Origin of the sequence: Rahnella selenatireducens, from assembly GCF_046449555.1 — a bacterium.
Classification (GTDB): Bacteria; Pseudomonadota; Gammaproteobacteria; order Enterobacterales; family Enterobacteriaceae; genus Rahnella; species Rahnella selenatireducens.
The window spans coordinates 1-26,122 of sequence record NZ_JBKEZJ010000026.1; the positions used below are offsets into that span (position 1 = coordinate 1).

Consider the following 26,122-nt stretch of genomic DNA (forward strand, 5'->3'; position numbering starts at 1 on the left):
ATACTTGTGGTAAGGTTCTTTCTCATTTCTATGGTCCTTTGGTGAGCTGAGGCACGTAACACCATTGTGAGTTATGAAGATAATTGCATAAGTACTACTTCATACTAATTTGTGGCATGCGCTCCGGATATCAGAAAAGGAGGGGTAGCAATTTCTGGCTTGAAAGCTAATCATCAGTCATCATCCTCAAGCCCACGAAGTCAGTGCTATATCGGTTGATAATAACTGCAAAATTCATACTTATGAGTTCATAATTAGCACTTGTGATATTTAGGTTGAATCTTGTTGTGGTAACCTGATGTCAGCCAATAAAGATAATGCTAGGAAATCTGCGGGCAGCGGCTGCAATTTTGGTTGAGAAAAAACTTCATCCTTGTGAAGTATGATTTCATAAGTATCAAAATTTAAGTTACTCATTGTTGCGTGAGTGATCATGCAATACATCTCACATCTCACATCTCACATCTCACATCTCATATCTCATATCTCATACTTAAGGTTCCATCTTACCTGCATTCGCAATTGCCAGAGGTGGATAGCTGCTTAATAAGTTGGCAGTTTGCAGATACGATAAGTGTGTTTGAGAGCAACTTTGTGCGCGGTTAGGCATTGATAAGAAGAGTATCTCTGTCCAATACGGCGATTACCAGGCTGTAGGGCAGGGGGAGAGCCAGATAACTTTTCATCATTTGAAACTTTATCTCATTACTTCATCTTCGCACTTCAGTGTCATGGTGGTGGTTAGGGTATTTCTATATTTTCCAATACTTCTGACTTGCCTAGGTTGTTTTATTACTTTCCTTCGCCTTTGTCTCTTTTGAGCGCGTCCCCTGACGGGCCAGGCTGTCGTGAACAGAGCCAGCAGGCTGGCTCTGCCCTCCGGGCTTCCATCCCTGACGCAACATCACGCTTGCAGCGGCCACGGGCCGCGCCGCTTCACTGGCCTGCGATAAGCACAAAGCCGCAGGCCGCTGATGGGCAACGACGTTTCGCTGCCGCTCACCGGCGTTGCGGTGGTATACGCTACATCCCTCTTGGGTGCTGCCTCTCCAGTTGAGTCCCTCTCGCCGGGGCTGACCAAAACACAGCCGCTGTCGCCCGTCCAGGGTAAATAAACTCCCCCAAAACTTTTCCTCGTTCCTCAGAAAACTTTCGTGTTCGCCCTGGACGTTCGCCCTCGTCGGTGTTTTTTCGCCCTTGCGGCGGAGGAACTCAACTGGAGATGTGGAAACACACAGCCAGAAATTCAGCCGGATACCACAAAACGTCAAGGTCGCGACAAAGCGAATCTAACCGAAGATATGGGCTAAAAGCCCTGAAAGATAAGGAGAGTCATCATGGCAGAACGTGGAATTAACAAAGTCATCATCGTGGGCAATCTGGGGCAGGCACCGGAGCTGCGCTACATGCCAAACGGCGGTGCGGTGGCTGGTATGACGCTGGCCACCTCTGAGCAATGGCGTGACAAAGTCACCGGCGAACAAAAAGAAAAAACCGAATGGCATCGCGTAGTGGTGTTCGGAAAGCTCGCTGAGATTGCCGGTGAATACCTGACCAAGGGCGCAAAAGTCTACATCGAGGGCCAGCTGCAGACCCGCAAATGGCAGGACGCGCAGGGCATTGACCGCTACACCACCGAAATCGTGGTGAAGGCTAACGGCACCATGCAGATGCTGGGCAGCGCAGCAGGGCAGGGTAACCGTCCGTCGGGTGACGCAGGGGGTTCACAGGCTCCGGCCAATGCCCCGTCCCATTCCGGCGAAGCCGCGGCTGACCCGAAACCGGCAAAAGCCGCGCGTGGCAAAAAAGCCACCAAAATGGCACCGGCGCAGCAACCCGCACCGCAGGGGGGAGAATTCCCGCCGGTTGATTTTGACGATGATATCCCGTTCTAGCGTGACCTTCGACATTAACCGCCCCGCATTTGCGGTGCATAACAGGGAGTACCGAATCATGGAAAACAACCATCACGTTCTGCTGCCGGACGACACATTTACCCGTAAACAGGCCGAAGCTGTCGCCGCCGCTTACGCGAATATCGCCATCGAAGACGATCAGGGCACGCATTTTAGACTTGTCGTACGTGTTGACGGGCAGATGGTGTGGCGGGCGTGGAATTTTGTGCCTGAAGCAGGGGCGGGTCTTAACAGATACATCATCAGCTGTGGTGTGAGAAAGCAGTAAAAGGTTGTGAGGTTCCGGACGTATGAGGCGTCCGGCAGACATAAATCAAAACTTACGAGGAATCAATTATGTCAGTTACCGAGTCTAAAGCAGTATCTAAAGCGAGTAAATCCACCCGCAGTCCTAAAAAAGCCGCCGTTACCGAGGCCGTAGAGCAGGCGCTGGCGAACGCACCGGTGGAAATGGTGCCGGTCAGTCAGCTGGTTCACATCGCGCAGAACGTGCGCAAACACAAGCCAGATCCGGAGAAGTTGCAGGAACTGGCGGCAAGCATCCTGTCCGTGGGTGTCCTGCAAAATCTGGTGGTGTGCCCGATGCCTGACGGCATGCTGGGTGTGGCTGCCGGTGGACGCCGCCTGAGTGCATTGCATCTGCTGCTTGAGGCCGGATCGCTTACCGCTGACTATCCGGTGCCGGTGAAAAACGTTGAGCCTGGCATGGCAATGTATGTGTCCGAAACCGAGAACAGCAAGCGTGAAAATATGCACCCCGCTGACCAGATTGCGGCCTTCGCCAAAATGAGCGAAACCGGCGACACGGCGGCGCAGATCGGCAGCGTGCTGGGGTACACCACAAAGCATGTACACAAATGCCTGCGTCTGGCAGGAATGGCTCCGGCATTGCTTGCTGAACTGGCTGAAGACAGTATCAACCTCGATCAGCTGCAGGCGCTGTCTGCCACCGAAGACCACGAACGCCAGCTGGACGTCTGGAAAAATGCTTACGGCATTTACCGCACGCCGAGAGAGCTGCGCGACGCTGCGGTAATGAAAGAAGTGGCTGCTGAAGGGAACAGTTGTCTGATGTTCGTCGGCCGTGACGCTTACGAACAGGCGGGCGGCGGGTTTACCGTAGACCTCTTTACTGACGAAGGCTTTATACGCGATACCGTTTTATTAGCCACGCTGACCCGCGAAAAACTGACCGGCATTGCGGAGTCTGTTGCGCAGGCTGAGGGCTGGTCGTGGGCTTTGGGACGCCCCGATGGCATCAGCACTTACGGGGAAGATGCGGAAAACTACCTGCTGCTCAAACAGCCTGAACCGGTGATGACCGGCGAAGAGCAAGCCCGCGTTGATGCGCTTGATAAGCAGCTGGGTGAGCTATCAGAACGCAGCGAGCAGGATCAGGCCGACTTTGAGGCGATGGATTATGCCGAAGCAAAATGTCAGGCCGAAATTAAAGAAATTGAGGGGGATGCGGCGATCCGTGCGTGGTCTGATGATGTTCGCGCAAAAGCCGGTGTGGTGGTATCGCTGTCGCGCGGTGAACTGTCCGTTCGCCGTGGCGTCATGAAGCGCTGCGACCTGCCGGAGATTGTTGGTGATACTGATAAAACCGGTGTTAATCAGCATCTGAGCAGCATCCGCACGGAAGATATTGACGCCGCGCCGGAGAAAAAATCCCTGTCAGCCGTGTTGGTGAAAAGCCTCTCCAGTGAACGTACATTAGCAGTCCAGGCCGCGCTGGCAGAACAGCCGGACAAAGCGCTGGTGATGTTCGTTCACGATTGCCTGACGTCCACTTTTGACCATCACGGTCGCTATGTACCGAAAAACTTCACGGTCACCCTGCATCCTAAAACGTCGCAGTTGCTCGCCAATGCCCCGACATCTGAAGACAGTCTGGCCATGCAGCACCTCAATGCTATTCACGCATCGTGGCAGTCCATTTTGCCGGAAGGCTGGCACGACAGCTGGGAATGGTTGCTGTCATGGGATACGCAGACGCTTATTGATGCGATGAGCTATTGCCTTGCCCGAACGCTGGACGGGGCATCAGAACGCCTGAGTCATAAAACGGGTAAAGCGGGGGAACGACTTGAGCCGGTTGAAGCAGTGCTGGGTTTCACGCTGCGCGACTGGTGGTTGCCGACTAAGGCCAATTTCTTCGGGCGTATCGGCAAAGAGCAGATTTCTGACAGCTTGTCTCAGGCTGGTCTGGAAGGGGCATCGCGTGACGCTCTCAAGATGAAAAAGGCCGAAGCTGCCGGGCTGGCTGAAGACAAAATTGTACTAACCAGCTGGGTGCCGGATTGCCTGCTACCGGTGGCAGACGAAGTGGCTCCACCGCAGGAAAGTGACGCCTTCACTGAGACAGACGCTGCAGCCTCAGACACTGAAACGCAATCCACCCATATTGCCGCCTGACAGGAGATGCCGCTCCGCAAGGGGCGGCAGTAACGACATGACCCGATGTAATGAATTATCGTTTGCCGAGTTACACGCGATGAACGGCAGTGAACTGGAGCAGTACGCAGAGCGCGGTGAGGCTTCCCGTAGCGACCTGAGCCGTGGCGTTGTCCATCAGCTGCACCTGTCCGATAACTGGCTGTGCGACATGGAGCACCGCTGTGAGTTTGGTGCCGGTGCGCCGGTAAACATCAGGCTAACCCTGAAATCTCACCCGCAGGTTGTGGTTTGCCTGACCAGCAGCAACGACGACGTGCCGTTCTGGCAGATGCATTTGCCGTTTGACGGCGGGGCATCGGTGGCGTGGCTTTGCTGCAGCGAAACGTTTGAGCCAGCGCTGATTTTTGATGCCCTTCGCACACTTGAAACGCTGGTTGCCACCGGACTGAACACCCCTGAGCAACTGGCTGCAGCGCTGCGAAAAACTGGGGGTGCAGTATGATCCCCCGTCACCTTTCCTTAGTGCCCGTGAATCCGTTTCAGGCTGCTGCGCTGCAGGCCATCATTGATGTGGAGGAGGGTCGGCACCGGCGGGGACAGTATCCTTATGCTGTAGCGTTGTTGCGGCAGCTGCGCGGCGGGGAGGCGGGGCGCATCAGTGCAGCAGACGTGCGCCGTGCGGCTTCAAACTACGATCCGAAAGACCGTGCCGGTGAACCGAAAGACCGCTATCTGGCGGCGCTCGATAAACTGATGGAAAGCCGTGGCAGCGTTTGCCCGCTGCCGCTGTCGGGCTGCGCGGCCGGACAATATTTCCCGCAAACCGGTTATCGTCTGAGTGAACGTCAGAACCGCCGATGGGATGCCAGCTACAGCCGCAGGGAAAAGTTGCAAGAAAAGGCGCGGCAGCAAAAGCGCAGGCGCTATCAGACTTCCGTGGCACAGGCTGAAATCGAGCTGGCATTTGTGACCCCAACAGGGCTGGAAGCATGGTACAAACGGCAGGAAAAGCGGGGTATTTATGACGATGACCTGACGGACATGTTAGCGGCGTGGGGCGGGCGTTTTACCCGCCAGCAGGGCGAGATATTTTACTCAGGTCAGCCGCTGCGGGCGATTCTTGATAATATAAACGATGAACTAGGAAAACGGCCAACGGCAGTGCAGTGGTTTGATGCTCTGCTATTGTCAAACAGGCTCACAGTCCGGGGTAAGAGCAGGTGTGCTGGAGATGTTAGTCTTTGTTCTGTAGTCAGGTAGACTTGTACAAAAGGAAGTTACTCTGAGAGCGAAAGAAGCCGCAATACAAGGGCGTACGAGAGATCAATTTATCATTCAGATAAAGGAAATTATCATGTTTGTATTAGTAGTTATTCTAAATTTACTCGCAGTAGTGTATTGCAGTATCCAGTTTAGTAAATCGGGTAAAAATTACTTATACATGGTTATCGCACTGCTTTTAACTGCAGCCACAATAACATTTAGATTAGTCGGCATTATTTAGCCTCACCTGTTCCTCACTTATTATCGCCGTGGCTCCCGTTGCGGCATTTTTTATCTGACACATCCCAGTTTCCGGTGGCCGTCCCCACCGGGGCGCAAACGCTAATGACGTCGTGTTGCTCCACAACATGGTGTTAACGGCACTGTCCTCTTTTCCCTTTTTATTCTATTGCCCTGATTATTTCTCAAAGTTAGCGCCAATGCCGTGCCCGCACTGTAGACGTGCCGACTCGCCTGCAAGCAACTGTCATGTGTGGTGGCTATGAGATCGAAATTAGTTGTGGGTACAACCATTCCTGGCAGTTTTGAGCGATGAACGGAGGTTTGCCTGATACAGTAACTGTTAGCTATCGTCCCGCTAACCGGCCTTATCCGGCATTGAGTTTTACACCGTTACAGAATGCGCTTCGTCAGAGATAATAAACTCAGGGCCATAGTTCACAGGGAAGTTTACTGATCTGGCAATAAAGCACACTTTATGGATCTCATGGTGAATAGCCATTGCAGCATCAATATCAGTACCGGCTACGACAGTAATTTTTGGCCTGAGTACGGCTGACAGGAAGCGGCCAGCGCCATTTTTTAACACCTCTCCTGTTGCTACCGGCGAATCCTCATAATCCATTACAGTGATGCCCGCATCTGATGCTAGATGTAAATACCACAGCATGTGACATGCAGAAAGAGAGGATATAAGCAGGTCTTCCGGATTCATTTTACCAGGGTCACCACCCAGTATCGGGTCATTAGAACAATGTATTATTTCCTTTCCAGCGATAGAAATATCCCATGTCCGGTCATATGAACGATAACCTGTTGTCCCTTTGCCCAGATTTCCTGTCCAACATATATGTGACGAATAACTGTGTTCCATAAATTTCCCGCTCCAGTTCTTAATGTCTGCTCGTTAGCAATACACTCTCAGTCGGCCAATGAAATAAATATTTATCTGCTTTTGAGATTCTTACCACTCTCTCTTCTCTACGTTTAGTCACTCTCAGATGAAGCACGACTTACCGTAAATCATTATCAAAGTGCTTATACAGATGGTATAATGGTATACCATTATGCCATCAAGTAAAGTAGGTTTTATGAGTTCGGTTATTCTTTCGACCGCGGACATGCTTGTTTTTGAGCTAAAAAATTTAATCAACAACGGTTCGCTGCAGGACGGTGATCGTCTAGTGGAAAGAGACCTCGCCAGCCAGTTTTCTGTCAGCCGCATCCCGCTGAGAGAAGCAATCCAGAAACTTGAGAGGGAAGGCTTAGTTGACGTTAACAGAAACCGCGGAGCTGTCGTCAGGACGCTTACCGTTCACGATGTTGACGAAATTTATCAACTCCGTGCTTTACTGGAAGGTGATGCTATTTTTCAGAGTCTTCAATACATGGATTCAGAAACGCTTACGCGGGCAGAGCTTGTTCACAAACTTCTTGGTAGCGTCAGCGAATCAACACAACAGGGGCAATACAACCGGGAATTTCATGAGCTGTTATACCGTAAGTGTAAAAATCAGCGCCTGCTGAAAATGATAAATGGATTACGAGCGCAGATTGAAAGATATGAACTATTGCAGCATCGGTTACTGTCTGAAACACTCAAGTTTCAGGATGAACATGAGCATATTTTAAACGCCTGCCTGCGGGGTGATCCCGCTGCTGCTCGCGACTTTACCGTTGAACATATTCTTTCTGCCGGGCTGATTCTAAAAAGCTATATGACCAATCGGTAATCCAGGGAGCTGCTGCTCGCGATAAAAATCCAAACGGCAGAGCGTTTGCAGGAGCCGCTTCTGGCACTCAGCTGCCCTAACAGTAAAGAGGGCAGTTATGAGCGAGGATCGGACATTACGGACCAGTTGAATTTGATTCAAACGGCGAGATCTTAATTACCAAGTCAACCCTAACGACCAGGCCGGTAGCATGCCTTCTAACCTCTTTTACCTCCAACTATACATTTTGATTATTCTATCCAGTGTCAGTAACCTGGAAGTGGCAACGTCGATTTGGCCGCACCGATCCGGAGTTAATTAGTCACAAAGCAGAACAGCCTGCTATGTTGCACATATTAGTGGCAGCCGAGCTTCAAGGAGTTTATATGAGCAAATCGCATGACATCGTCGTTGGGTTCCGCCGCGCGGAAGAAAATGATGTAGAATTAGTTCGTGAGATAGTACTTGAGGCCTATTCCAAATGGATTTCGGTCATTGGTCGTGAACCGACCCCGATGAAGGCCGATTTCAATAAAGTCGTCAGTGAGCATGACATTGACCTAGCCATTGTTGCAGGGGATGTCGTCGGCCTCATCGAAATATGGCTCCATGCTGATCATCTTTGGATAGAAAATGTTGCGGTACATCCCCACCGGCAAGGAATTGGAATCGGCCGGAGATTACTGTCGCATGTTGAAAGTAAAGCAGCTCAAGCTAAGATTGGGGAAATTCGCCTGCAGACGAACGAAGCATTCGAGGCCAACATTGCATTATATGCGGCGCTAGGATATGAAATCGATAGACGTGAAAAATTCATGGGTGGAAAGACTGTCTTTATGAGCAAAAAATTGTAGCGGTTACTAAAACTGCACCCGAAATAAAGATTTCTTGAATCATTTTAAGGTGCGTAACTACTCAGGCCTATCCGCTAAAGGTTCAAGGGGAAACTATGAGCGAATAGCGGACCGAAATTTTATGGCCAGCATAGTTTTGTTATATCCACACTGCCTAGGACTTCACCAGAAAAGGCGATAGAAAATTCTCTACTTCTCGTTTTCCAATTCCTAGGGTAAAGCTGACCCCTGCATTTTTTAAAATTCTGAGTCCTTCTCCGCAGTTTCTAGGATGCGGGTCTTCAATGGCTACATAGACATGGCGCGGTTTTAGCTCAGCAATTGTCAAGGCACAGGAAGGGGTTCTTCCTTGATAGGAGCAGGGTTCAAGTGTGACAAAGATTTCACATTCACCAATTGGAACCGTTAGTTTTGAAATGGCGTCAATCTCTGCATGATGATGGCCTGGAAGTTGAGTGAAGCCTTCGGAAACTACCTCCCGTTTATGTACAATCACGCATCCAACAGGTGGGTTTGGTCTGCAGCCAGGTAGCGCTTGGCGTGATTTTTCAAGCGCTAACAACATGAATTCTAAATTTTCGCTCATCCGCTTTCATGCCCTAATATGTAAATCATAGGCTTACGATTTTCAAATCATCCGGCATGAATGTCCATTATTTAAATCAATTAACTCGTACTGAACGTTTGAGACTTCCGCTTTTGGCACACTGCTGCCTGTTGCAAGGAGCGCATGTCAGCTATGAGTTCAACCGATGGATGCAACACACTAATTGGCCATTTACTTTCAAAATTAACAGATATCAAAACGCATAAAAATAATGTATATATAGACAGTATTCTTAGTTGAGGGCAATTGTTACATGAGCCGTGACAGATATAATCTATCCATAGCAGTATTCGTTTTGCTTATAAAAGGGGATGAACTCTGCATGCTCCGAAGATCTAATACGGGCTGGATGGATGGTTGCTTTAGCTTACCTGCCGGTGGCTTAGAAAAAGGTGAAACACTCTCTACCGCTGCCGTCAGAGAGCTAAAAGAAGAGACAGGGGTGCACGCAATTCCTTCAGAATTGACCCTTGCACATACCATGCATGTGTGGACGGAAAACCGTTCATGGGTAGGGCATTATTTTATCTGCCGAGAATGGGGTGGTGTACCTTTCCTTGCAGAACCTGACAAGCATGCCGAAGTAAGCTGGAAGAAAATGTCGGTTCTGCCAGAAGAAACAATACCCTATGTAAGGCAGGCTATTGAAGCCATTAATGCTGATGAGAGTTACTCAGAATACGGCTGGGACACATGTAAGTAACCTCTGCTACGTAGCAATATTTCCGCTCCTCAGTCAGTATGCGTATGCCAAAGGGATACTACGAGCGAACAGCGGACGTCACGCACCCCTGCTAACATTGGCTCTGAGCAGATATCCGACGACTTGGGGGAAACAACTATCAAAAAATGATTGGCATGCATCATGTAGGACGATAGGTTATTTCCGAGCTCAGTCCCGGAAAATAATTGCGGGTTTATGGGTAATACTGGCAAGGCCTGGATGAACGAGTGCGCCCGGGCCAGCCACATCCAGGAGGCTATCTATTAAAATAGCCGCAACCCAGCTTATTAAAATTCATTAAAACGCCTGTTAGTTATCCGGTTCTTTAAACCATACTCTGAAGTATTTAGGCTTAAGGTAGTTACTCCCCTTCGGTCCAATATTTTTTTTGCATAATCATTTCAATGCTTATTATTTAAATGCTGTCGTCTTTAGAATCGAACCAAGGATTTTAATCAGCGGTTGAACCACTGGACGTGTGGTAATGAATATCGTGAAATTTAATCATTCTCTCCACCTTTTATTATATGCTCAAGCTACATCAATTATCTCTTTAAGACGTTTGTGGACTTCACATGCAGTAAGAAAGTCGGAATGAACTTCATTCATAACCATCTCACCCCGACTGTTTTCCAATGCGATGCAGTATAAATACCTATTGGGAGCGTCCCTCCCTGTACTTACAAAGAATTTCACCACAACGATGTCTGCACCCTTACGATGCCTACTTATGGCCAACAACGTGTCACATGGCTGACCTAAACTTGGTTTAATTGAACTCGCCAATTCCGGCACTGAATGGGACGGGGCGAGTTTCATTACTAAGGATTGATGTGAAAATGCGGTAAAGCCAGCCTTCAAAGGTTCATGTTCTGAGGTCTGAGCGGGTTTATTAACTTCCATATTCCTGTCTCTCCAATATAATATTTCTTGAGTTACTTTTAATGAAGTTTAAAGTTAATTGTTTTATAGGTTATGCTCAATCGCGCCGATAGGCGATAAAAATGTTCTACGAAAAATCCTGTTTTTCAGCCACATTGTACCTCACTTAAATTATTTTAATTTAATCTTCTTGTTCACGTCTCCGGCGTGACTTTGCCTAAAGCTAACGGTCAGTAACGGTGTTTTGATCGTCTTATTCAAGGATAAGTAATATGAAGTGTTTCGTTTATGGCGGTGGAGAACTTGATTTTAGTATCAAAAAATCCCCGAGGTTTTTAGTGGGACGTGAATGCATTTTCGCGTTATGAGCAGGGGAAGGCACAGCCGCATCCGTTGATTATATAATTACTCCGTGTACTCATTCACCATCCGGAGTTATTGGATGAACTGCGAAACTGGCATAACTTGGCTGTGGTCTCGCTCCCTGACTTTTGCCGAGCTTAAAACACCCCCAGCGGGTTGCGCAGCCACTCTTTTTCATGGTCTTCGGTGACCGATGATGCCTTATCCCTAAAAACAACCACTGCCACAGCATGTCGGGTATCTGGATATGTCGCCGCCTGGACTTTGAGTCTGCTCACTGGCGGGAGAAACTCCGCCAGATTTTGCCGATGTTAACACCTTTTACGGATATGCAGCTGCTGCTGCTGCCCTATGGTTATTCTGCATTCTGCATTCTGCAGTACCTCCGTACCCGACTAACTTCTTTCATTTAACCCTTTTTCATTATCTTCCTGGTGCTATTTGCTTTGTGCTTCTTGCAGCGAAGCGTGTGACTTCCTTTTTTCTTCCTGCTGAGCTGATTGCACGGCAAAAAATTCGGAGGCCTGGCGTCACCCTGCGGGTTCGGCTGTCGTGAACAGAGCCAGCTAGCTGGCTCTGCCCTGCGGGCTTCCATCCTGACGCAACTGATGGCTTGCAACGGCCAGTGGCCGCGCCGCCTGAACTGCCGGTGATATGGCCACCGGCGCTAAAGACGCCCCGCCGTTCCGCCGTGTCGGGTGCGTGCATCCGTCCGGTTCTGCGTGTTCGACACGGCCGTGTTATCACGCACGGGGCTGTAACGTAGCACCGCCTGGTCATTCCTCAAGGGGTAAAATGTACTCCGCAAAAACTTTTCCTCGTGCCTCGTAAAACTTTTGTCTCCGCCCCTTGCTCACGCCTGCGTCGTTACTCCGTTGCCCCTGCCGCGAGATAACAGACCGTTAGATGAATTTTCACCTTAAGGAGATAACCCGGATGCACACACATAACGTCAACGTCAAAACCGCCACAAGAAAAACGCCCGAAAGATGTTCAAAAAAACTTCGTCGAATTATCGATAAAGCCCACAGCAACGTGGCCTGTGCGGAAGAAGCCCACCTGCATTATGGTGAAAAATTTACGCGTTTTGACGTCTGTAATTACTTTATTCGGGGAGCATTCGCCCAATTGAATAAGGCATTTAAAGAGTCTGAGTAATTCCGAGCAAATAGTACCCGATGGAGGGATCGTCCCGTCATCACAATCAAGGAGAAACACCATGTATCAACCTGAAATCACCACCGACTACAACAGCACTGACCGTTTCGAATGGAACGCAGCAGCAGAAGCGGCTTACTGGCAACAGTGCGAAAAAATCGCCTACACGGAGGTATCAGAAATCACCCTGACGGCGTTTATGGATGCGATCGCGCTGATGTACCCGAAGGACTGGCAGGGCGACGCGCATTGCGAATCTTTCAAACTGGCTGAGATGGTCTGCGGCGACGTGACGGATATTTATGCCAAGGTGGGGGAGCGGTATTTCACGTTCCGCGACAAGGGATCGATGCTGCATGAGGCGATTGTGAACCGCATTACTAAGGAGGTGCTAAGCAAAGAAACTATATTGCAGAAATGAAAAAAGCAGACTTTCGTCTGCCCTGTCATGCCGGTTTGCCCCTAGGAAAGTCAGACCGGCTTTCAATACTCGATTGGAGTTCATGCCATGAATACTGAAGTACGAATCATTACACCACCCGCTCAGTTTGTAAAGTCTGAGACCGCTTTTTCAACGACAGTGACGGAAAAGGTGATACCGAAGGAATTATTGTTTAAAGCCGAAACGCTGGCACCGGTGATAGCGGATGTAAAAAATAATGCGTGCGAGCTGTGGTTACTGGTGGATGAGGGCATTTATCTGACGGCTGAAAAGCCATCTTTTGTCAGGGGAAAGCGCAATATTTCTTATGCAGAAGGATTTGACCCCTATCAGAGTGACGATGCTGAGACATTTTTCAATGCTATAGACGAAGTGGTAGCAGGCGGTGATATATGGGAATGCGTGACATTGTCGCCGGATATGCATGACAGCGTGGAGTCAGGCACCGCCGATCTGGTCATGCAGGTCACCGAGAGCGGATTTGTGTACGCGGTTAAAGCGCGGGATGCGGAGGTTAACCATGCTGAATGAACAGCACACAGCAGTTGCCGATCTGGATATCAACGGACAGCATGCGGGGGAGATGATCCCTTCGGTAGCGATTGACCGGATTATTGCTTTGCGGGAAAACGGCCTGAAACAGTTTACCGATGCACTGGAATTGCTGGGCTCTGCCCGCCGGTTGTTTCTGGACGCCTGTAATGCCAAATATCTGCATGGTTACGATATCTGCGTAAAAGAAGCGATCAACTGGGAAAAACAGCCACAACGGGCACAGAATGCGATCAGAAAAACCATAGACGGCAAAATCTGGGATCGGCTGATGAATGAAACCGGCATGTATACCCTGATGAGCACGCGGCAGCGGGATGAGTGGGACAGGCAGCTATCTGGCGAAAATATGCCAGAAATTACGCTTGATACTGTACTGGCCACGTTTAACCAACTTCACGCAAGCAAAAATGATACTTTTGAGCAGGGGGTGATCGACCTGTTTAAATCGCTGTCATGGGATTACAAGACCAACAACCCGTGCAGGTTCGGCAAAAAAATCATTGTTTCCCTTTTGATGGATTCCTACAGCAGCGGCCGCATTCATTTCAGCACATTGGGCAGGTCAAAGCTGGACGATCTGACCAAAGTTTTTTACCTGCTGGAAGGGCGCAATGTTCCAGATTACAGGGTATCGGAGGGGGCGAAATTTGCGGAATATTTCGCACGTGAACGGTTTTCCGGTGAGGTCTATGAGTCCGAATATTTCTCGATGCGCTATTACCTGAAAGGAACGGCGCATATCACCTTTAAACGGCCCGAACTGGTAGACCGTATAAACGATATTGTTGCCCGCCATTATCCATCTATGCTTCCCTCAAGGTTGTAATCAAACATACTGGCGGGGGTTACTCCCGCCAAAAATGCAGCAGATGCAATTTGCATTATATCCGTCATTACGATTGAGGAGATTTCTATGAGCAGGATGCAGACCCGCGTTGAGGAAAATTTAAAACAAGAAGCAACCCAGGTCTTAAAAAAATTAGGCATCGATCCTTCCGATGCGATGCGACAGTTGTTTCAGTACGTTGTGGATAACGAGAAACTGCCATTTTCTGCTGTAACTGTGGTGGTCGCCGACAGCGATAACGGTGATGACATCATCAAAATTGCTAAAGAGCGCATGGCGCATCCTGTTGCACGTATCAGGGTAAACATCGATGAGGTTTGAGATCAGGTTTATTGCACGGGCTTATGTGGGATGGGAGAAACTTGATTGTGCCATCAGGGAATAAATCAGAAAGAAGCATAAAAAGTTGCAGGAAGACCCGAGGATCGAGGTAATTTTAAAAGGTGTTATAAAATTACGCTGAGAAAGTCCGTTTTCGGCTGGTTTATCATGTGATAGATCAGGAAATTATCATTTTTGTTATTGCTTTCGGAAAGCGTGAAAAACAGAAACATATTCTGATGCTGAAAACCGGATACCTTCATAAGTCTTTCCTGCCACCGGTAAAAACTCTCCTGGTATACTGCTGCGGCTACGCCGCTGCCGTTCTCCCGCTTTCATTTCCAGCCCCTTCGCAGACTAACCCCTTAGTTGTACCCCATCAGAAAAGTGCTACTTTTCATATACCTTCTCTTACTCATCTTTTGATTCTTCTTACTCGCCTTGCTTAAGCGTTTTTCAATAACTTTTGTCTGCCGGGCGTCACCCTACGGGTACGGCTGCGTAAACAGAGCCAGACATGCTGTCTCTGCCCCTTCGGGCTTCCATCCTGACGCAAATTCCACATAACACCTGCATGTTACCCCCTTCATGTGTAAAAGCTGATGAGCGAGTATTGTGAAGCCTGTACTGATGGATAAAAAAAAGGTAAATTAGCTCTTGAGCTAAGATAGCTTTAAGGCTAACATTGTTTCATGGAGGAACACATGTGTTCACAGTAATTTTTCATGATGAAGCTGAACTGGAATTTATAGCATTGCCTGCCACAATCAGGGCAAAGATGACCCGGTTACTGCAAAAATTAGAGGTCAACCCGCGCTTACTAAGAGAGCCGGACACAAAGCCTTTGGGAGATGGATTATTTGAGATCAGGACGATGGGAACTGATATCGCCCGTGGAGTGTGGGTATATCAGGCCGGTGAGCGGATTTTTTTACTTCGTATATTTATAAAAAAATCGGCCAAAACACCTCGTAGCGAGATAGAAACAGCACTCCGAAGACTCAAGGAGATGAATAATGAAATTTAAGACACTCGATCAAATTCATACTGAATCCATGCAAGATCCTGAGTACCGCACTGCGTATGAAGCCGAAATAGCGTTAGAACGCCTTCAACAGACATTACAGGGTTGGCGTATTGAAGCCGGTTTAACCTCTGCTCAGGTAGCGGAACGTATGGGGATTAAGCCGCCTACAATCAGCAGAATGGAAAAAAATGCTACCAAAATGAGCTATGAAACACTCATCCGATATGCGCGTGCATGTGGTATCAGCTTTAAGTTGCAACAGATCTGAACCCGCAACAATGTTTCATCGAGCTGTACTCAGTTCGGATATCTCATTAATAGACATCGATGGACATTCTCAGGGTTAGATTATGTTCGCGCTTCAGCCTGCGCGGATAAACTAAAAACGAAACGGCTGCGGCTTTGCCGCGGCTGTTTTCCAGTAAAATTCGACACGGACAGAAGTCATTTGCTTCTTCCGTCTGCCCCTTAATTCTCTTCTTATTATCGTTTCAGCTGTAGTGTTCGGGATCCCTTTGTGTTTTCCTTCTGTGCTGATTGTAGGGTAATAAATGCTGCTTGTGGACGTCGCCCCCGGGCACGGCTGTCGTTAACAGAGCCAGACAAGCTGTCTCTGCCCTCCGGGCTTCCATCCTGACGCGAAAATTCCGCTTGCAGCATCCGTAAACGGATGCGCCGCGTTGTCACGCCGTTGCCTGCGCTCCCGACAACCCGTCGGAAAACCAAAATCACGATGGGTTGCAAAGGGCAACGCCGTTACGCGCACGCGCTTACTGTCGTTGCGGCGGTAACCTGCTCATTTCCTGTTTATGCATTCACCCCTCTGAGTCCATTCGCCGGGGCTGAGACAAGCACAGTCCGCCTTGTGGTCTAGGGACGGCCAGCCTTTCGCAATAAATTTTCTCCGGCCATTTCGCAGGCTCCATTAGACCGGAAAAATTTCCCGCTCCCCCCGGACATCTGCTCCGGTCAGTGCTTTGTTTCGCCCCTGCGGCGAACGGCTCTCAAACGGGTGAAGGTAACAACCAGCCGGAGCGTTCAGCAGGTTCCCGCAAAACGTTAAAACCGCGGCCCCGTCAACTCAACGGGTGAGGGGTTAAATACACAACGAATGCCAATTATTTTCATTGCCTGAGAGGACAAACATTATGATCAGTTTTGCCAGCCGTTATCGCTTACCGTCATCTGTCCGTAAAAACCGTCCGCTGACGAATGAAGAACTTCAGTTAATTGTTCCGAGCGCCTTTTCAGCTGAAAAGCATGATTCGCGTTCAGAGCGTTATACTTATATTCCGACAATCACGTTATTGGATAAATTACGTGATGAGGGATTCCAGCCTTATTATGCAACGCAGTCCAGAACACGGATTGCAGACAAGCGGGAATTCACAAAACATTTACTACGCCTGCGCCGTCATGACCAGATTGACGGCAAGGAAGTACCGGAAATTATTTTACTAAACAGCCATGACGGCTCAAGCAGTTACAAAATGATCCCCGGAATGTTCCGGCAGATTTGTACAAATGGTCTTGTTGCCTGGAAGGATTTTGGTGAAATCAGCGTGCCCCATAAGGGCGATATTATCGGGCGGGTCATTGAAGGTGCTTACGAAGTTTTGCGGACCTTTGACAATGTCGATGAAAATATCGATAAGATGCGCAGTATTCAGCTGACTGAACCGGAGCGATTATTACTCGGGACTGCGGCACTGGAATATAAATATGAAGGGAAAACCGCCCCGATTACGGCAGAGCAGGTTATAAGGCACCGCCGCTGGGAAGATGACCGGAATGATTTATGGACAACATTTAACCGTATTCAGGAAAATGTGATGAAGGGCGGAATAAGCGGTCGTACAGAAAAAGGAAAACGGATAAGAACGCGGGAGGTGACCGGAATTGATGGTGATATTAAGCTCAATCAGGCGTTATGGAGAATGGCACAAGAGATTATTCAATTGAAATCATAATGTCCGTAGCCGCTCATTTATAACCAGTTTTGAAGATATGAGCGGCTTTAATTCATTTAAGGTATCAGCAGTTGATGCTAATATTTTTCCGTGCGCGCCTGTAAAACGCATACCGCATCGAGCGGCACGCATTTTATTCCCCGCCCGCCCCGATGGAAATAAAAGACTTTCCATCTTCCCGCTGCCCCAGGGGCGCCCTGAATAGAACAACTTACCCACATACCCACAATCAGTCATTTTAACCCTGAACAGGTTAAAATGCGCTGCGGCTATTTCACCAGACCTTGGGGAGATAAAATAACCTTGCTGGCTTCATATGGATATGTGGATAAGTCGTTGCCGATATAATACCTACTGAGGTGCTTTCTGATTTTTAATTTCCATGTAAATCTGGTGGACTTCTTTTCCGTACTTCAGTCGTTTTTCCTTCTGCTCAGGTTTTTGAGAGAAGCCTGCATTATATGCGCCGACAGACTCCCACTTTACCCCCCAGCGCTTGAAGGCTATGGCAAGATAATAAGCGCCCGTGTAAACATTCATGCACCGGTCAGAGAACAACGACTGCGGTGTTATACCAAACTGTGAGAGATGAGCAAAGTTTTGTGAGTGGATTTGCATTTCACCCACAGCGTATTTATCAGGGCTAACGATATTCATCGCATGTGAATTCATCGATGACTCCCGGAATGCAACTGCGCGCAGGAGATCTGGATCAATATGATAGTCCCTTCCTGCTGCATCAAAACAATCTGAGGCATTGGCGGCGAACGTGAACATGAAACAAAGCACGGTGACAATCCTTAGCATTATTAATTCCATTAACTCTGACCGTGCTACATCCTCACATTTTCACCAGGAAATGCCAAGTGCGGTTATTCACAAGTCCGGAAAAAGTGACAGTATAGAAATGCCTGCTCCTCTAACCAAAAGACTCACACCCCTCGCAAGATTTCATCTTGCCTGATTAATATTTTAAAACAGTTAGTTAACTTAAGATTGGTTTTTACATTTAAGATTTAGATAAAAGGTAGGCTCTAAGCATACTCTTATAATAGTCGTTAACGAATCTAGTAAGAGTACTATATATATTAAATTATTTTCTTCAGTTGTTTACATGGATTGCACTCTATGATCTAATCCATCAAATAGTCCTTCAAGAATCACGATAACGAAGGTGTTAACCGTGCTAGAGTCTATTTTAGGCTCTAGCATATCAGCTGCACATTTAAGGAATGAATATGCCAAAGATCCAAACATTTGTTAGTTCCGTTATTGAAGAAGAAATCAATAATATCGTTCTGGAGAAGAGAGCTGAAGGCGCTGATAGGTTTGAAGCTAATTTATCGAATACGACATCAATGCTGGTTGAGCTTGGTCTACGAGTATACAAACTTCAGCGAAACAGGCAGGAAGGTGGATTCAGCCAGGTTGAATTTAACAAGGTTATGCTTGAGAACATGATTAAAACCAGTCTTATATCTCAGAAACTACTCAGAATTTCTTCCAGAAGTACTGAAGTCAAAGGGATTGATGATTTTGAACTTTCTAGAATGTCTGCCCAAATTAAGAGTGGAGTGGATACAATAATGGAACAGTTTTTCCCGCAGATGTATGAGGATGAATAAGAATTTGCGCGCGAATATTCCTAGGGGAACCATCTGGTTTGATCTATAAATAAATTATATATATCGGATCTAATTCAAATAATATAGATAATAACTTTGAATTTTCAACCTTAAAGAAGGTATATTAAAGAAGTATTCCGAAACTCGTTAACGTTGGTAATAGAGACGCCCATCTCTATTACCAACTCACCACAAACATCCTGCATAAGAGGTTGCTATGGCTATAATGAATATTACTGATTCTATTTATTTCCGCAATATTTTTCCCGAACTTACCGACATACAGCGTGAGACCTTGATTCTTTTTTGTACGGGTTTCTCTCTTAAGGACATTTCTCTATATCGTAGCGTTTCAGTCCAATCGGCTACAAAGACACTCAGTGAGTGTATAAGGCGCTATGATGTACCTTCGCGCGAAGCATTAAGAAATGTCTTTCTTATTAGATTGTTAGTGGGTGGTCGCGTCTATTTAATGCCTTTGGGAAACGACTAGAACATCCCCCTGATTTGATTTGTTAGGCGCGTTCGTTCTTGGGAGCGCCTAGCATTTCCCCACTCATTCTTTTCTTCTGGCATGTAATGTCCCTCTGAAATCACGTTTTTTTGCTGACATTTCTTTACATTAAGGTTGGCGGCTTTTTTGGCAAAATCGATCTGTATCGCAGGTGGGGACTGGGTATTATTAATTCAAATTTAGGTTGATATATACAACTTTGAGTTTTTGAGATTTCGGCTTATTATTTATTCAAATCTTATTGCGAATGGAGTCGAGTAAATGAAAAAAAAGGAAATAAGACTTGTTGTCGAGTTACCATTAACTTTTGACGAATTTCTTTCTGAATCATCGGAAAGAAGTTTTCGCTCCAAAGCTAAAGAAGCGAGTATTCGATTACAAGACCATTTGAATAACTCTCTTAACTCAATTGTGCCTGACAAAACAAAGCTTGGCGGTACTGTATCCCTTACTGTCGGCATCCCTATAGATATCAATAAAAAACTTTCGATTTGCGCGATTATCAATGCCAGGGATAAGTCTAAAGAAGCTTCACTTAGAATTCAGGACCATCTGTCGAAATTTTCAGGAATTGCAAGCATTGGGAGGAGGATAAGTTAAAAACATCTGTTATCCAGTTATAACGCTATCCCTTTTTAGATAGCGTTATGACGGCGTAACATTGTTACCCGAAACCCTAATTTAAATTTTACATGGAGTAAATTATGAAATTGTCTATCAAGGCAAAGGGTATCTCTGTCTTTAAAAAAGCGAAATCAACCTTCAGCGAAATTAATCAGGCGCGCAAAGCAGCAGGTGGAATTATTCCGGCTATTGCGGCGCTGATGTTATGTTCCAATAATGCCTTTGCTGAAGATTTGATGGCCGCCGGTAAAGAAACAGTGACCGGAACCTTCGGTGCTGACTCCGCCATTGCCAAATGGATTATTTTGGCAGAGGTGATCGTCGGTATTATCACATATATCAAAACAAAGAACATGTTCATGCTGTTCGGTATTGCGGTCGTTATCGTATTTACCACTATCGGGTTCGGTCTGGCAGGTTAATTGGGATTAAATAATGAATGCGGGAAACAATCTTGATAAATACCGTTTCCCGAAAACATTGAGTGAACAGCGCCGCTTTCTCGGATTACCTTATGATGAAGCTATTCCCTCTATCCCCGTTTTAATCTGGGGGATATTGACGCAAAAAGCATTATTCGGAATGGGATTAGCGGTGCTGATTTGGTTTTGTATTCACAGTGCAAAAAGGGGGAAGGGCAGTATGTGGCTCTATAACGTTCTGTACTGGCATTTCCCCACCGTCTTATTTCGCACCGTCTTCAAGGTCATCCCCGACTCAAGTTTTCGGCAATGGATTAAGTAAATAAATCAGGGACTGTATTATGGAACTTTCGGCCCGTAATTCCTCAAATAAAATTATCGCCTGGACGATGGCGGCGCTTTTTCTGCTGCTCGTTCTCGCGCTGGTATCCGTCATTCTGCTGGTTGGGCAAAACCGGTATCTATCAGCACATCAGAAAACAACTACGGTGCCGATGGCGTTTACGGCGCCGTTCTGGACGTCGGAGTCTGAAACCAGCCCGGGCTATATGCAGATGATGGCCCTGTCGTTTCTGTCCCTGCGCCTCAACGTGTCGCCGGAAACCGTCGACGCCCAGCACGAATTCTTACTCTCCTTCGCCAGACCCGGCGCGCAGGCTGATTTCAAAGTGACGCTCGCCGGCGAAGCGCGCCGCATAAAGCAAAATGAAGTCAGCAGCGCCTTCTATCAGACGCAGATTAAGGTGTATCCGGTGGAAGGCATTGTGGATATTCGCGGCGTGCTTAATACCTGGATTGGCAACGGCAAACCTGCCTCTGAGATTAAGCATTATCAGCTCAAGCTCGACTACGCCGGCGGCGTCACCACCATTGCCGCATTCCTGGAGGCGGACGATGCGAAAAAATAAACGTTTGCTGCTCAGCCTGGTGTCCTGTGCATTCCTGTCTGCACAGGTGATGGCCGCCACCGCGCCGGTGTCCCTGAGCTTTCCGCCTCACGGCCAGTTTCAGCTGACGGTCAGCAATACCAACCCGAATCTTATCGTGATCCCGGGCGACCGTATCACTGGCATCAGCAGCGCGGCGGGCAAGCTGACCGACAAACGAAACACCCGAGACGGCGCGGTACTGTTTTCCTCAACCTCCGACAAGCCGTTCACAATCTTTATCGAAACCGAGCACGGTCAGGTCGTGTCAGTGCAGGCGACGCCCCGCGCGGGTGAAGGGCGCAGCTACCGCCTGCTGAATAGTGAACCGGTGGCACGTCCTGCGGCAAAAACGTGGGAAACCAGCCAGCCGTATGAGTCCCTGCTGGTGGAGCTCAATAAATCCATTCTTAAAAACCGCATGCCGGAAGGGTATGCACCGGCCAGCACCGAATATGACCGCCTGTCTGCGCCTGCAGCGCTGTCCATGACGGCGGAAGAAGCCTGGACGGGCAACGCACTGCGGGTTGTTCGCTACCACGTGTCTAATCCGTTTGCCTACGCCGTGGCGATGAAAGAGCAGGATTTCTGGCGAACGGGCGTTCGCGCGGTGATGTTTAGCCCGTCCGCGCTCTCGCTGCTGCCGGGCACGTCGGTGACCGTGTATATCACCCGTGCGCAGGAGGTCAGCGATGGCCAACATTAATGCGCTGGTCAAACGTAAGCAGATCGCCCTGTTTATTGCGGCAGTTCTCGGGATATCCGCCGCTGTCGGTACGGGCTGGTATGCCTCGAACCTGTCTTTGAAAAAAGAAGCCAAAACGAAAGCCGCCGCCCGTGAACCGGCGCCGGATATGACCGGCGTGGTGAACACCACCTTTGATGACAAGGTGCAGCGCAGTGCGATCACCGAATCTCAGGTCACCAGCAAGGAAGTCCGTAAAGAAATGGACGCGCTGCGCACGGAGCTGGACGCGCTGTCGCGCGACCGTAAGGGTGACCAGCAGCGCATTAACTCACTGGAAGAAGACAACAAGCTGCTGCAGACCCAGCTTGAGGCGGCTAATAACGCGCCGTCTGGCGAACCGGTACCGTCAATGACCCAGCCGCTGCCCGGCGCTGTTCCGCCGCCGACGCAGTTCTATCCGGGCGCGGGCGTAGCGCAGGCGGGGGAAACCACCTTTGCGCCTATGCCACCCAAAGCGGGCGGCATTGAAAACACGGCCTTCAGCTATGAGAGCCAGTCAAAAAAGCCCGCACTGCCTTATATCCCGTCCGGCAGCTTCACCGAGGCGCTGGTCATCGAGGGCGCTGACGCCAACGCCGCCGTCACCGGTGCGCAAAACACGGCGCCGATGCAGTTTCGCCTGACCGGAAAAACCCAAATGCCGAATGACAAAGAGTATGACCTGACGGGCTGCTTTGTGACGGCGGAAGCCTACGGCGACGTCTCCAGCGAACGCGCCGAAGTGCGCACCCGCAGCATCAGCTGCAATAAAGGAAGCGACATCATCGACCAGAAAATTCCCGGCCACGTCAGCTTTATGGGCAAAAACGGCATCAAGGGCACGGTGGTGATGCGCAACGGCAAAATCCTAGGCTGGGCGTTTGGGGCCGGATTCGTGGACGGCATTGGCAAAGGCATTTCACAGGCCTCGACGCCGCAGGTCGGATTAGGCGCAACGGCCAGTATGGGGGCCGGCGACGTGGCAGCGGCCGGTGCGGGCGGCGGCGTCAGCCAGGCGGCGAAAACCCTGTCCGATTACTACATCAAACGCGCCGAACAGTACCACCCGATCATTCCGATCGGAGCCGGTAACGAAGTCACCGTGGTGTTTCAGGACGGCTTCCAGCTGGAAACCATCGAAGAAGCGCGGCTGAAAAAAGCGCGCAAAACGCAGCTGCAGCAGGCGACCAGCAATGCCAGCGAGGCCGTCAGCACCCCGAACATGATGAACCAGCTGAAAGATTTCAAAGTGGGCGATGTGGTCCAGCCGTATACGAATAATGGAGAGTAATCATGAGTAACAATAACGCGGGAACAGCACGTTTTCTGATGCTGACGCTGGGGTTTACCGCCGCCTTTATGCATGTCTTTGGCGTCGCGTTGCTGAAATGGCAAATAAGCCATTCCTCTTTATATGCATTCACTCTTGCCCTGAGTTCTACCTCGCTATCCCGGGCGGAAGATCTTAACACGGTGTTGTATACCGTGACCTGTCTGGCCATTGGGGCATTTTTCGCGTGGGTCTTTGGCGTTGTTTTGCAGGCATGCGAGTACGCGTTGTATCTGGTTTCACGCCAAAAATGTCATGCCAACGGCACCAACGTAAAGCTCGACGTTGTGTGCGGGCGGGGAGAAAAACAATGAAACGCCTTCTTTTACTTCCCCTGGTGGGCGGCACCTTGCTGCTGACCGGCTGCGCCGGCGTCAGCGGTGACCTCGAATGTAACGCCACCACCAGCGACCGCTGCATGACGATGGGGCAGGCCAACCAGAAAGCGCGTCAGCTGTCAGGTGACGTTGCGGGAAAGCCGGATGCGGGCGCACTGCCTACGCTGGTTAACCCGCCGCCGCAGGCATCGGCCACGCCACCGGTTAAATCTTCTCCATTACCCGTCCGTCCGGCGGTGGTGAGCACTGCTCGTCCGGTGATAACAGCACCGGTGCGTTCAGCGCCCGTCAGTAAGCCCTTTGTCACCGCCGCAGCGGCCGGGTTGCCGTCCTGCCCGACAGGGCGCTGCGAGAGTCCCGGCCAGGTGCGCGCGCAACGTTCGGCTGAGGCGATTGCTCACGTCTGGATTGCGCCCTGGGTCGATACTGACGACGCCTTTCACCAGCCCGGCCGCGTGTCGTTCGTCGTAAACGATGCCCGCTGGCAGATGCCGACTTCAATTCAATAAGGATGCCTGAACATGGAACGTATCGTCGAAACCTTTAACCGTCTGATGTCGTCTTTCAGGATGCCGGACGGTGCCGCGGAGGCCAACCGCACACTGGGTGAGATGCAGTATCCGCAGTTCAGCAGCCAGCTGCCTTATCGTGATTATGATAAGGAAAGTGGCCTGTTTATGAACAAAGGGTCGCTGGGTTTTTTGCTGCAGGCCATCCCGCTTATCGGGGCGAACGAGCACATCATCGGCGTGCTCGACGACATGGTGAAAAGCAAGCTGCCGCGCAATACGCCGATCTCTTTTCACCTCGTCTCCAGCCGTGCGATCGGGGAACAGATCGACGCCGGGCTGCGGGATTTTCGGTGGACGGGCAAAGACGCCGATAAATTTAACGCCATCACCCGGGCGTTCTATCAGCGTGCGACGCAAAAGCAGTTCAACAGCCCGTCAAACCTGCCGCTGACGCTCCGCGATTACCGCCTGTATATCTCGTATGCGATGAAGACCAAAAAGCGCACGCCGGCGGCCATCACCGAGCTGACGCACCTGCTCAAGGTGCTTCGCGCCTCACTGGACTCGGCCAAAATAGCCTGTGTCCCGGCCACGCAGGACGAATTTGTTCACCTCATCAGCCAGATGGTGAACCACCGCGACGGGGAATTGTACGCTGACCCCGTGAAGGTGGACGCCTTTGACGAGCTGAACCGCGTGTGCGTTGATCGCAGTATTAACCTGAAGGTGAAGCCGGATTACCTGACGGTGTCGCTTAATCAGCCGGGCGGTAAAAAATCGCATACCCGCGTGATGAACTTCATGCTGGAGAAGAACCCGGACATCTTCTTCCTGTGGCAGGGCGGGGACAATATCTGCAACCTGCTGAGCCCGGATCTGAGTATATCGAACCCGTTCGTCATCACCTTTACGCTCGAGGCCGAAGATCAGGTCAGCACGCAGGGTGAGGCGTCGCGAAAATTTTTAGACCTGGATAAAAGGGCCAACTCGGCCTACGCCAAAATCTTCCCCGGCGTTATCAAACAGGCCAAAGAGTGGGGCGACCTGCGCGAGCGTCTGAACAGTAACCAGAGCTGTCTGGTGCGTTATTACTTCAACATCACCACCTTCTGCCCGGACAACGATGACGACGCCCTGGTCTGCGAGCAGCAGGTTATCAACACGTTCAAAAAGAATGGCCTGCAGCTGTACGCGCCGACCTATATGCAGATGCGTAACTACCTGGCCATGTTCCCGTTTATGGCGGCGGAAGGCTTATGGGACGACATGAAAGCCAGCGGCGCGACCTGCCGCACCGAAAGTACGCAGGTGGTGAACCTGATGCCACTGGTCGCCGACAACCGGCTGTGCGGCGGCGGCCTGCTGGCACCATCTTACCGCCATCAACTGGCCTTTCTGGACATCTACGGTACAGGGCTGGGCAACACCAACTACAACATGGCGGTGACCGGCACCTCGGGCGCGGGCAAAACCGGTCTGGTTCAGCCCATATTGCGCAGCGTGCTGGACTCCGGCGGCATCGTCTGGGTGTTCGACATGGGCGACGGCTATAAGTCGTTTTGCGAAAACGTCGGCGGCACCTATCTGGACGGCAGTTCGCTCAAGTTTAACCCGTTTGCCAACATCACCAATATTAACGAGTCCGGCGAACCGCGTCGAAAGTGGCTGCCCGCGTGCAGAATCACGACTGGCACCGCAATCTGGATCTTATCGCTCTCAGGCGCAAAGGTTATGTTCCCTACACGAAACGTAATAACCCAGATTTTGTCCCAAAGCCTATGCGTATCAGAGCCAGGGAAGAAATCAGACAGACACTGACAGTG

The 26,122-nt window shown here is 49.7% G+C and carries 29 protein-coding genes; 26 read left to right on the forward strand and 3 right to left on the reverse strand.

The annotated features are described in order from the left end of the window. Positions 1-1,337: 1,337 nt before the first annotated feature. From ssb to ACLBVC_RS23410, 5 genes are all read left to right on the forward strand, one after another. The gene (ssb, locus tag ACLBVC_RS23390; RefSeq protein WP_410151619.1) at positions 1,338-1,895 is read left to right on the forward strand and encodes a single-stranded DNA-binding protein; all 558 of its coding nucleotides are present in this window, start codon (positions 1,338-1,340) and stop codon (positions 1,893-1,895) included. A gap of 58 nt (positions 1,896-1,953) precedes the next feature. Further along, a complete protein-coding gene (locus ACLBVC_RS23395) occupies positions 1,954-2,184 on the forward strand; it encodes a DUF905 family protein (RefSeq protein WP_410151620.1) in 231 nt (76 codons plus the stop codon). A gap of 68 nt (positions 2,185-2,252) precedes the next feature. Continuing rightward, complete coding sequence (locus ACLBVC_RS23400; RefSeq protein ID WP_410151621.1) at positions 2,253-4,334, forward strand: ParB/RepB/Spo0J family partition protein; 2,082 nt, start codon at positions 2,253-2,255, stop codon at positions 4,332-4,334. A 37-nt stretch (positions 4,335-4,371) separates the two neighbouring features. Further along, entirely contained in the window at positions 4,372-4,818 is a 447-nt protein-coding gene (locus ACLBVC_RS23405; RefSeq protein WP_410151622.1) for a conjugation system SOS inhibitor PsiB family protein, read from the forward strand. Further along, entirely contained in the window at positions 4,815-5,576 is a 762-nt protein-coding gene (locus ACLBVC_RS23410) for a plasmid SOS inhibition protein A (protein ID WP_410151623.1), read from the forward strand. The genes ACLBVC_RS23405 and ACLBVC_RS23410 overlap by 4 nt, the downstream gene beginning before the upstream one ends. A gap of 628 nt (positions 5,577-6,204) precedes the next feature. Here the strand turns inward: ACLBVC_RS23410 and ACLBVC_RS23415 are convergent. Next, positions 6,205-6,693 (reverse strand): OsmC family protein, encoded by a 489-nt coding sequence (locus ACLBVC_RS23415; RefSeq protein ID WP_410151624.1) that lies wholly within the window; start codon positions 6,691-6,693, stop codon positions 6,205-6,207. 193 nt (positions 6,694-6,886) lie between these two features. Between ACLBVC_RS23415 and ACLBVC_RS23420 the strand changes: the two genes are divergently transcribed. Both ACLBVC_RS23420 and ACLBVC_RS23425 read left to right on the forward strand, forming a co-directional pair. Further along, positions 6,887-7,552, forward strand: coding sequence for a GntR family transcriptional regulator (locus ACLBVC_RS23420; RefSeq protein ID WP_410151625.1), 666 nt, complete (start codon positions 6,887-6,889; stop codon positions 7,550-7,552). Positions 7,553-7,917: 365 nt separating this feature from the next. After that, positions 7,918-8,385: a GNAT family N-acetyltransferase gene (locus ACLBVC_RS23425; RefSeq protein WP_410151626.1), complete on the forward strand. Its 468-nt coding sequence runs from the start codon at positions 7,918-7,920 to the stop codon at positions 8,383-8,385. Positions 8,386-8,539: 154 nt separating this feature from the next. Here ACLBVC_RS23425 and ACLBVC_RS23430 read toward each other — a convergent pair whose 3' ends face one another. Further along, positions 8,540-8,971 carry a bifunctional diaminohydroxyphosphoribosylaminopyrimidine deaminase/5-amino-6-(5-phosphoribosylamino)uracil reductase RibD gene (locus ACLBVC_RS23430; protein WP_410151627.1) on the reverse strand — a complete coding sequence of 144 codons (432 nt, stop codon included), beginning with the start codon at positions 8,969-8,971 and terminating at the stop codon, positions 8,540-8,542. A 274-nt stretch (positions 8,972-9,245) separates the two neighbouring features. On the opposite strand from ACLBVC_RS23430, the gene ACLBVC_RS23435 reads away from it, so the two are divergent. From ACLBVC_RS23435 to ACLBVC_RS23475, 9 genes are all read left to right on the forward strand, one after another. Beyond that, positions 9,246-9,695 carry an NUDIX hydrolase gene (locus ACLBVC_RS23435; protein WP_410151628.1) on the forward strand — a complete coding sequence of 150 codons (450 nt, stop codon included), beginning with the start codon at positions 9,246-9,248 and terminating at the stop codon, positions 9,693-9,695. Between the two features lie 2,202 nt (positions 9,696-11,897). After that, complete coding sequence (locus ACLBVC_RS23440) at positions 11,898-12,119, forward strand: hypothetical protein (RefSeq protein ID WP_410151629.1); 222 nt, start codon at positions 11,898-11,900, stop codon at positions 12,117-12,119. A 61-nt stretch (positions 12,120-12,180) separates the two neighbouring features. Continuing rightward, on the forward strand, positions 12,181-12,540 hold the full coding sequence (locus ACLBVC_RS23445) for a hypothetical protein (RefSeq protein ID WP_410151630.1): 360 nt from the start codon (positions 12,181-12,183) through the stop codon (positions 12,538-12,540). A gap of 87 nt (positions 12,541-12,627) precedes the next feature. Beyond that, entirely contained in the window at positions 12,628-13,092 is a 465-nt protein-coding gene (locus tag ACLBVC_RS23450; protein ID WP_410151631.1) for a DUF3085 domain-containing protein, read from the forward strand. Beyond that, positions 13,082-13,942: a DUF4942 domain-containing protein gene (locus tag ACLBVC_RS23455; RefSeq protein WP_410151632.1), complete on the forward strand. Its 861-nt coding sequence runs from the start codon at positions 13,082-13,084 to the stop codon at positions 13,940-13,942. Before ACLBVC_RS23450 ends, ACLBVC_RS23455 begins: the two co-directional genes overlap by 11 nt. A gap of 87 nt (positions 13,943-14,029) precedes the next feature. After that, positions 14,030-14,284, forward strand: a complete 255-nt coding sequence (locus ACLBVC_RS23460) for a type II toxin-antitoxin system RelB/DinJ family antitoxin (protein WP_410151633.1) — start codon at positions 14,030-14,032, stop codon at positions 14,282-14,284. A 706-nt stretch (positions 14,285-14,990) separates the two neighbouring features. Then, on the forward strand, positions 14,991-15,311 hold the full coding sequence (locus ACLBVC_RS23465) for a type II toxin-antitoxin system RelE/ParE family toxin (RefSeq protein WP_195815943.1): 321 nt from the start codon (positions 14,991-14,993) through the stop codon (positions 15,309-15,311). Beyond that, positions 15,301-15,579 carry a helix-turn-helix domain-containing protein gene (locus ACLBVC_RS23470; RefSeq protein WP_195815944.1) on the forward strand — a complete coding sequence of 93 codons (279 nt, stop codon included), beginning with the start codon at positions 15,301-15,303 and terminating at the stop codon, positions 15,577-15,579. Before ACLBVC_RS23465 ends, ACLBVC_RS23470 begins: the two co-directional genes overlap by 11 nt. Before the next feature lie 880 nt (positions 15,580-16,459). Further along, positions 16,460-17,281: a DUF932 domain-containing protein gene (locus ACLBVC_RS23475; RefSeq protein ID WP_410151634.1), complete on the forward strand. Its 822-nt coding sequence runs from the start codon at positions 16,460-16,462 to the stop codon at positions 17,279-17,281. Positions 17,282-17,632: 351 nt separating this feature from the next. Here ACLBVC_RS23475 and ACLBVC_RS23480 read toward each other — a convergent pair whose 3' ends face one another. Further along, positions 17,633-18,088, reverse strand: a complete 456-nt coding sequence (locus tag ACLBVC_RS23480) for a transglycosylase SLT domain-containing protein (protein WP_410151635.1) — start codon at positions 18,086-18,088, stop codon at positions 17,633-17,635. Between the two features lie 431 nt (positions 18,089-18,519). Between ACLBVC_RS23480 and traM the strand changes: the two genes are divergently transcribed. From traM to ACLBVC_RS23530, 10 genes are all read left to right on the forward strand, one after another. Then, positions 18,520-18,906, forward strand: coding sequence for a conjugal transfer relaxosome DNA-binding protein TraM (gene traM / locus ACLBVC_RS23485; RefSeq protein WP_410151636.1), 387 nt, complete (start codon positions 18,520-18,522; stop codon positions 18,904-18,906). 775 nt (positions 18,907-19,681) lie between these two features. After that, entirely contained in the window at positions 19,682-20,020 is a 339-nt protein-coding gene (locus tag ACLBVC_RS23490; RefSeq protein ID WP_410151637.1) for a TraY domain-containing protein, read from the forward strand. 104 nt (positions 20,021-20,124) lie between these two features. After that, positions 20,125-20,466: a type IV conjugative transfer system pilin TraA gene (gene traA / locus ACLBVC_RS23495; protein WP_410151638.1), complete on the forward strand. Its 342-nt coding sequence runs from the start codon at positions 20,125-20,127 to the stop codon at positions 20,464-20,466. A gap of 13 nt (positions 20,467-20,479) precedes the next feature. Further along, the gene (gene traL / locus ACLBVC_RS23500; RefSeq protein ID WP_410151639.1) at positions 20,480-20,788 is read left to right on the forward strand and encodes a type IV conjugative transfer system protein TraL; all 309 of its coding nucleotides are present in this window, start codon (positions 20,480-20,482) and stop codon (positions 20,786-20,788) included. 19 nt (positions 20,789-20,807) lie between these two features. Continuing rightward, complete coding sequence (gene traE, locus ACLBVC_RS23505; RefSeq protein ID WP_410151640.1) at positions 20,808-21,374, forward strand: type IV conjugative transfer system protein TraE; 567 nt, start codon at positions 20,808-20,810, stop codon at positions 21,372-21,374. Next, a complete protein-coding gene (traK, locus tag ACLBVC_RS23510) occupies positions 21,361-22,098 on the forward strand; it encodes a type-F conjugative transfer system secretin TraK (protein ID WP_410151641.1) in 738 nt (245 codons plus the stop codon). The genes traE and traK overlap by 14 nt, the downstream gene beginning before the upstream one ends. After that, positions 22,085-23,410, forward strand: coding sequence for an F-type conjugal transfer pilus assembly protein TraB (gene traB / locus ACLBVC_RS23515; RefSeq protein ID WP_410151642.1), 1,326 nt, complete (start codon positions 22,085-22,087; stop codon positions 23,408-23,410). Before traK ends, traB begins: the two co-directional genes overlap by 14 nt. 2 nt (positions 23,411-23,412) lie before the next feature. Next, on the forward strand, positions 23,413-23,763 hold the full coding sequence (locus tag ACLBVC_RS23520) for a hypothetical protein (RefSeq protein ID WP_410151643.1): 351 nt from the start codon (positions 23,413-23,415) through the stop codon (positions 23,761-23,763). Beyond that, the gene (gene traV / locus ACLBVC_RS23525) at positions 23,760-24,296 is read left to right on the forward strand and encodes a type IV conjugative transfer system lipoprotein TraV (protein WP_410151644.1); all 537 of its coding nucleotides are present in this window, start codon (positions 23,760-23,762) and stop codon (positions 24,294-24,296) included. Before ACLBVC_RS23520 ends, traV begins: the two co-directional genes overlap by 4 nt. Before the next feature lie 12 nt (positions 24,297-24,308). Then, the gene (locus ACLBVC_RS23530) at positions 24,309-26,117 is read left to right on the forward strand and encodes a TraC family protein (RefSeq protein WP_410151645.1); all 1,809 of its coding nucleotides are present in this window, start codon (positions 24,309-24,311) and stop codon (positions 26,115-26,117) included. Positions 26,118-26,122 lie beyond the last annotated feature (5 nt).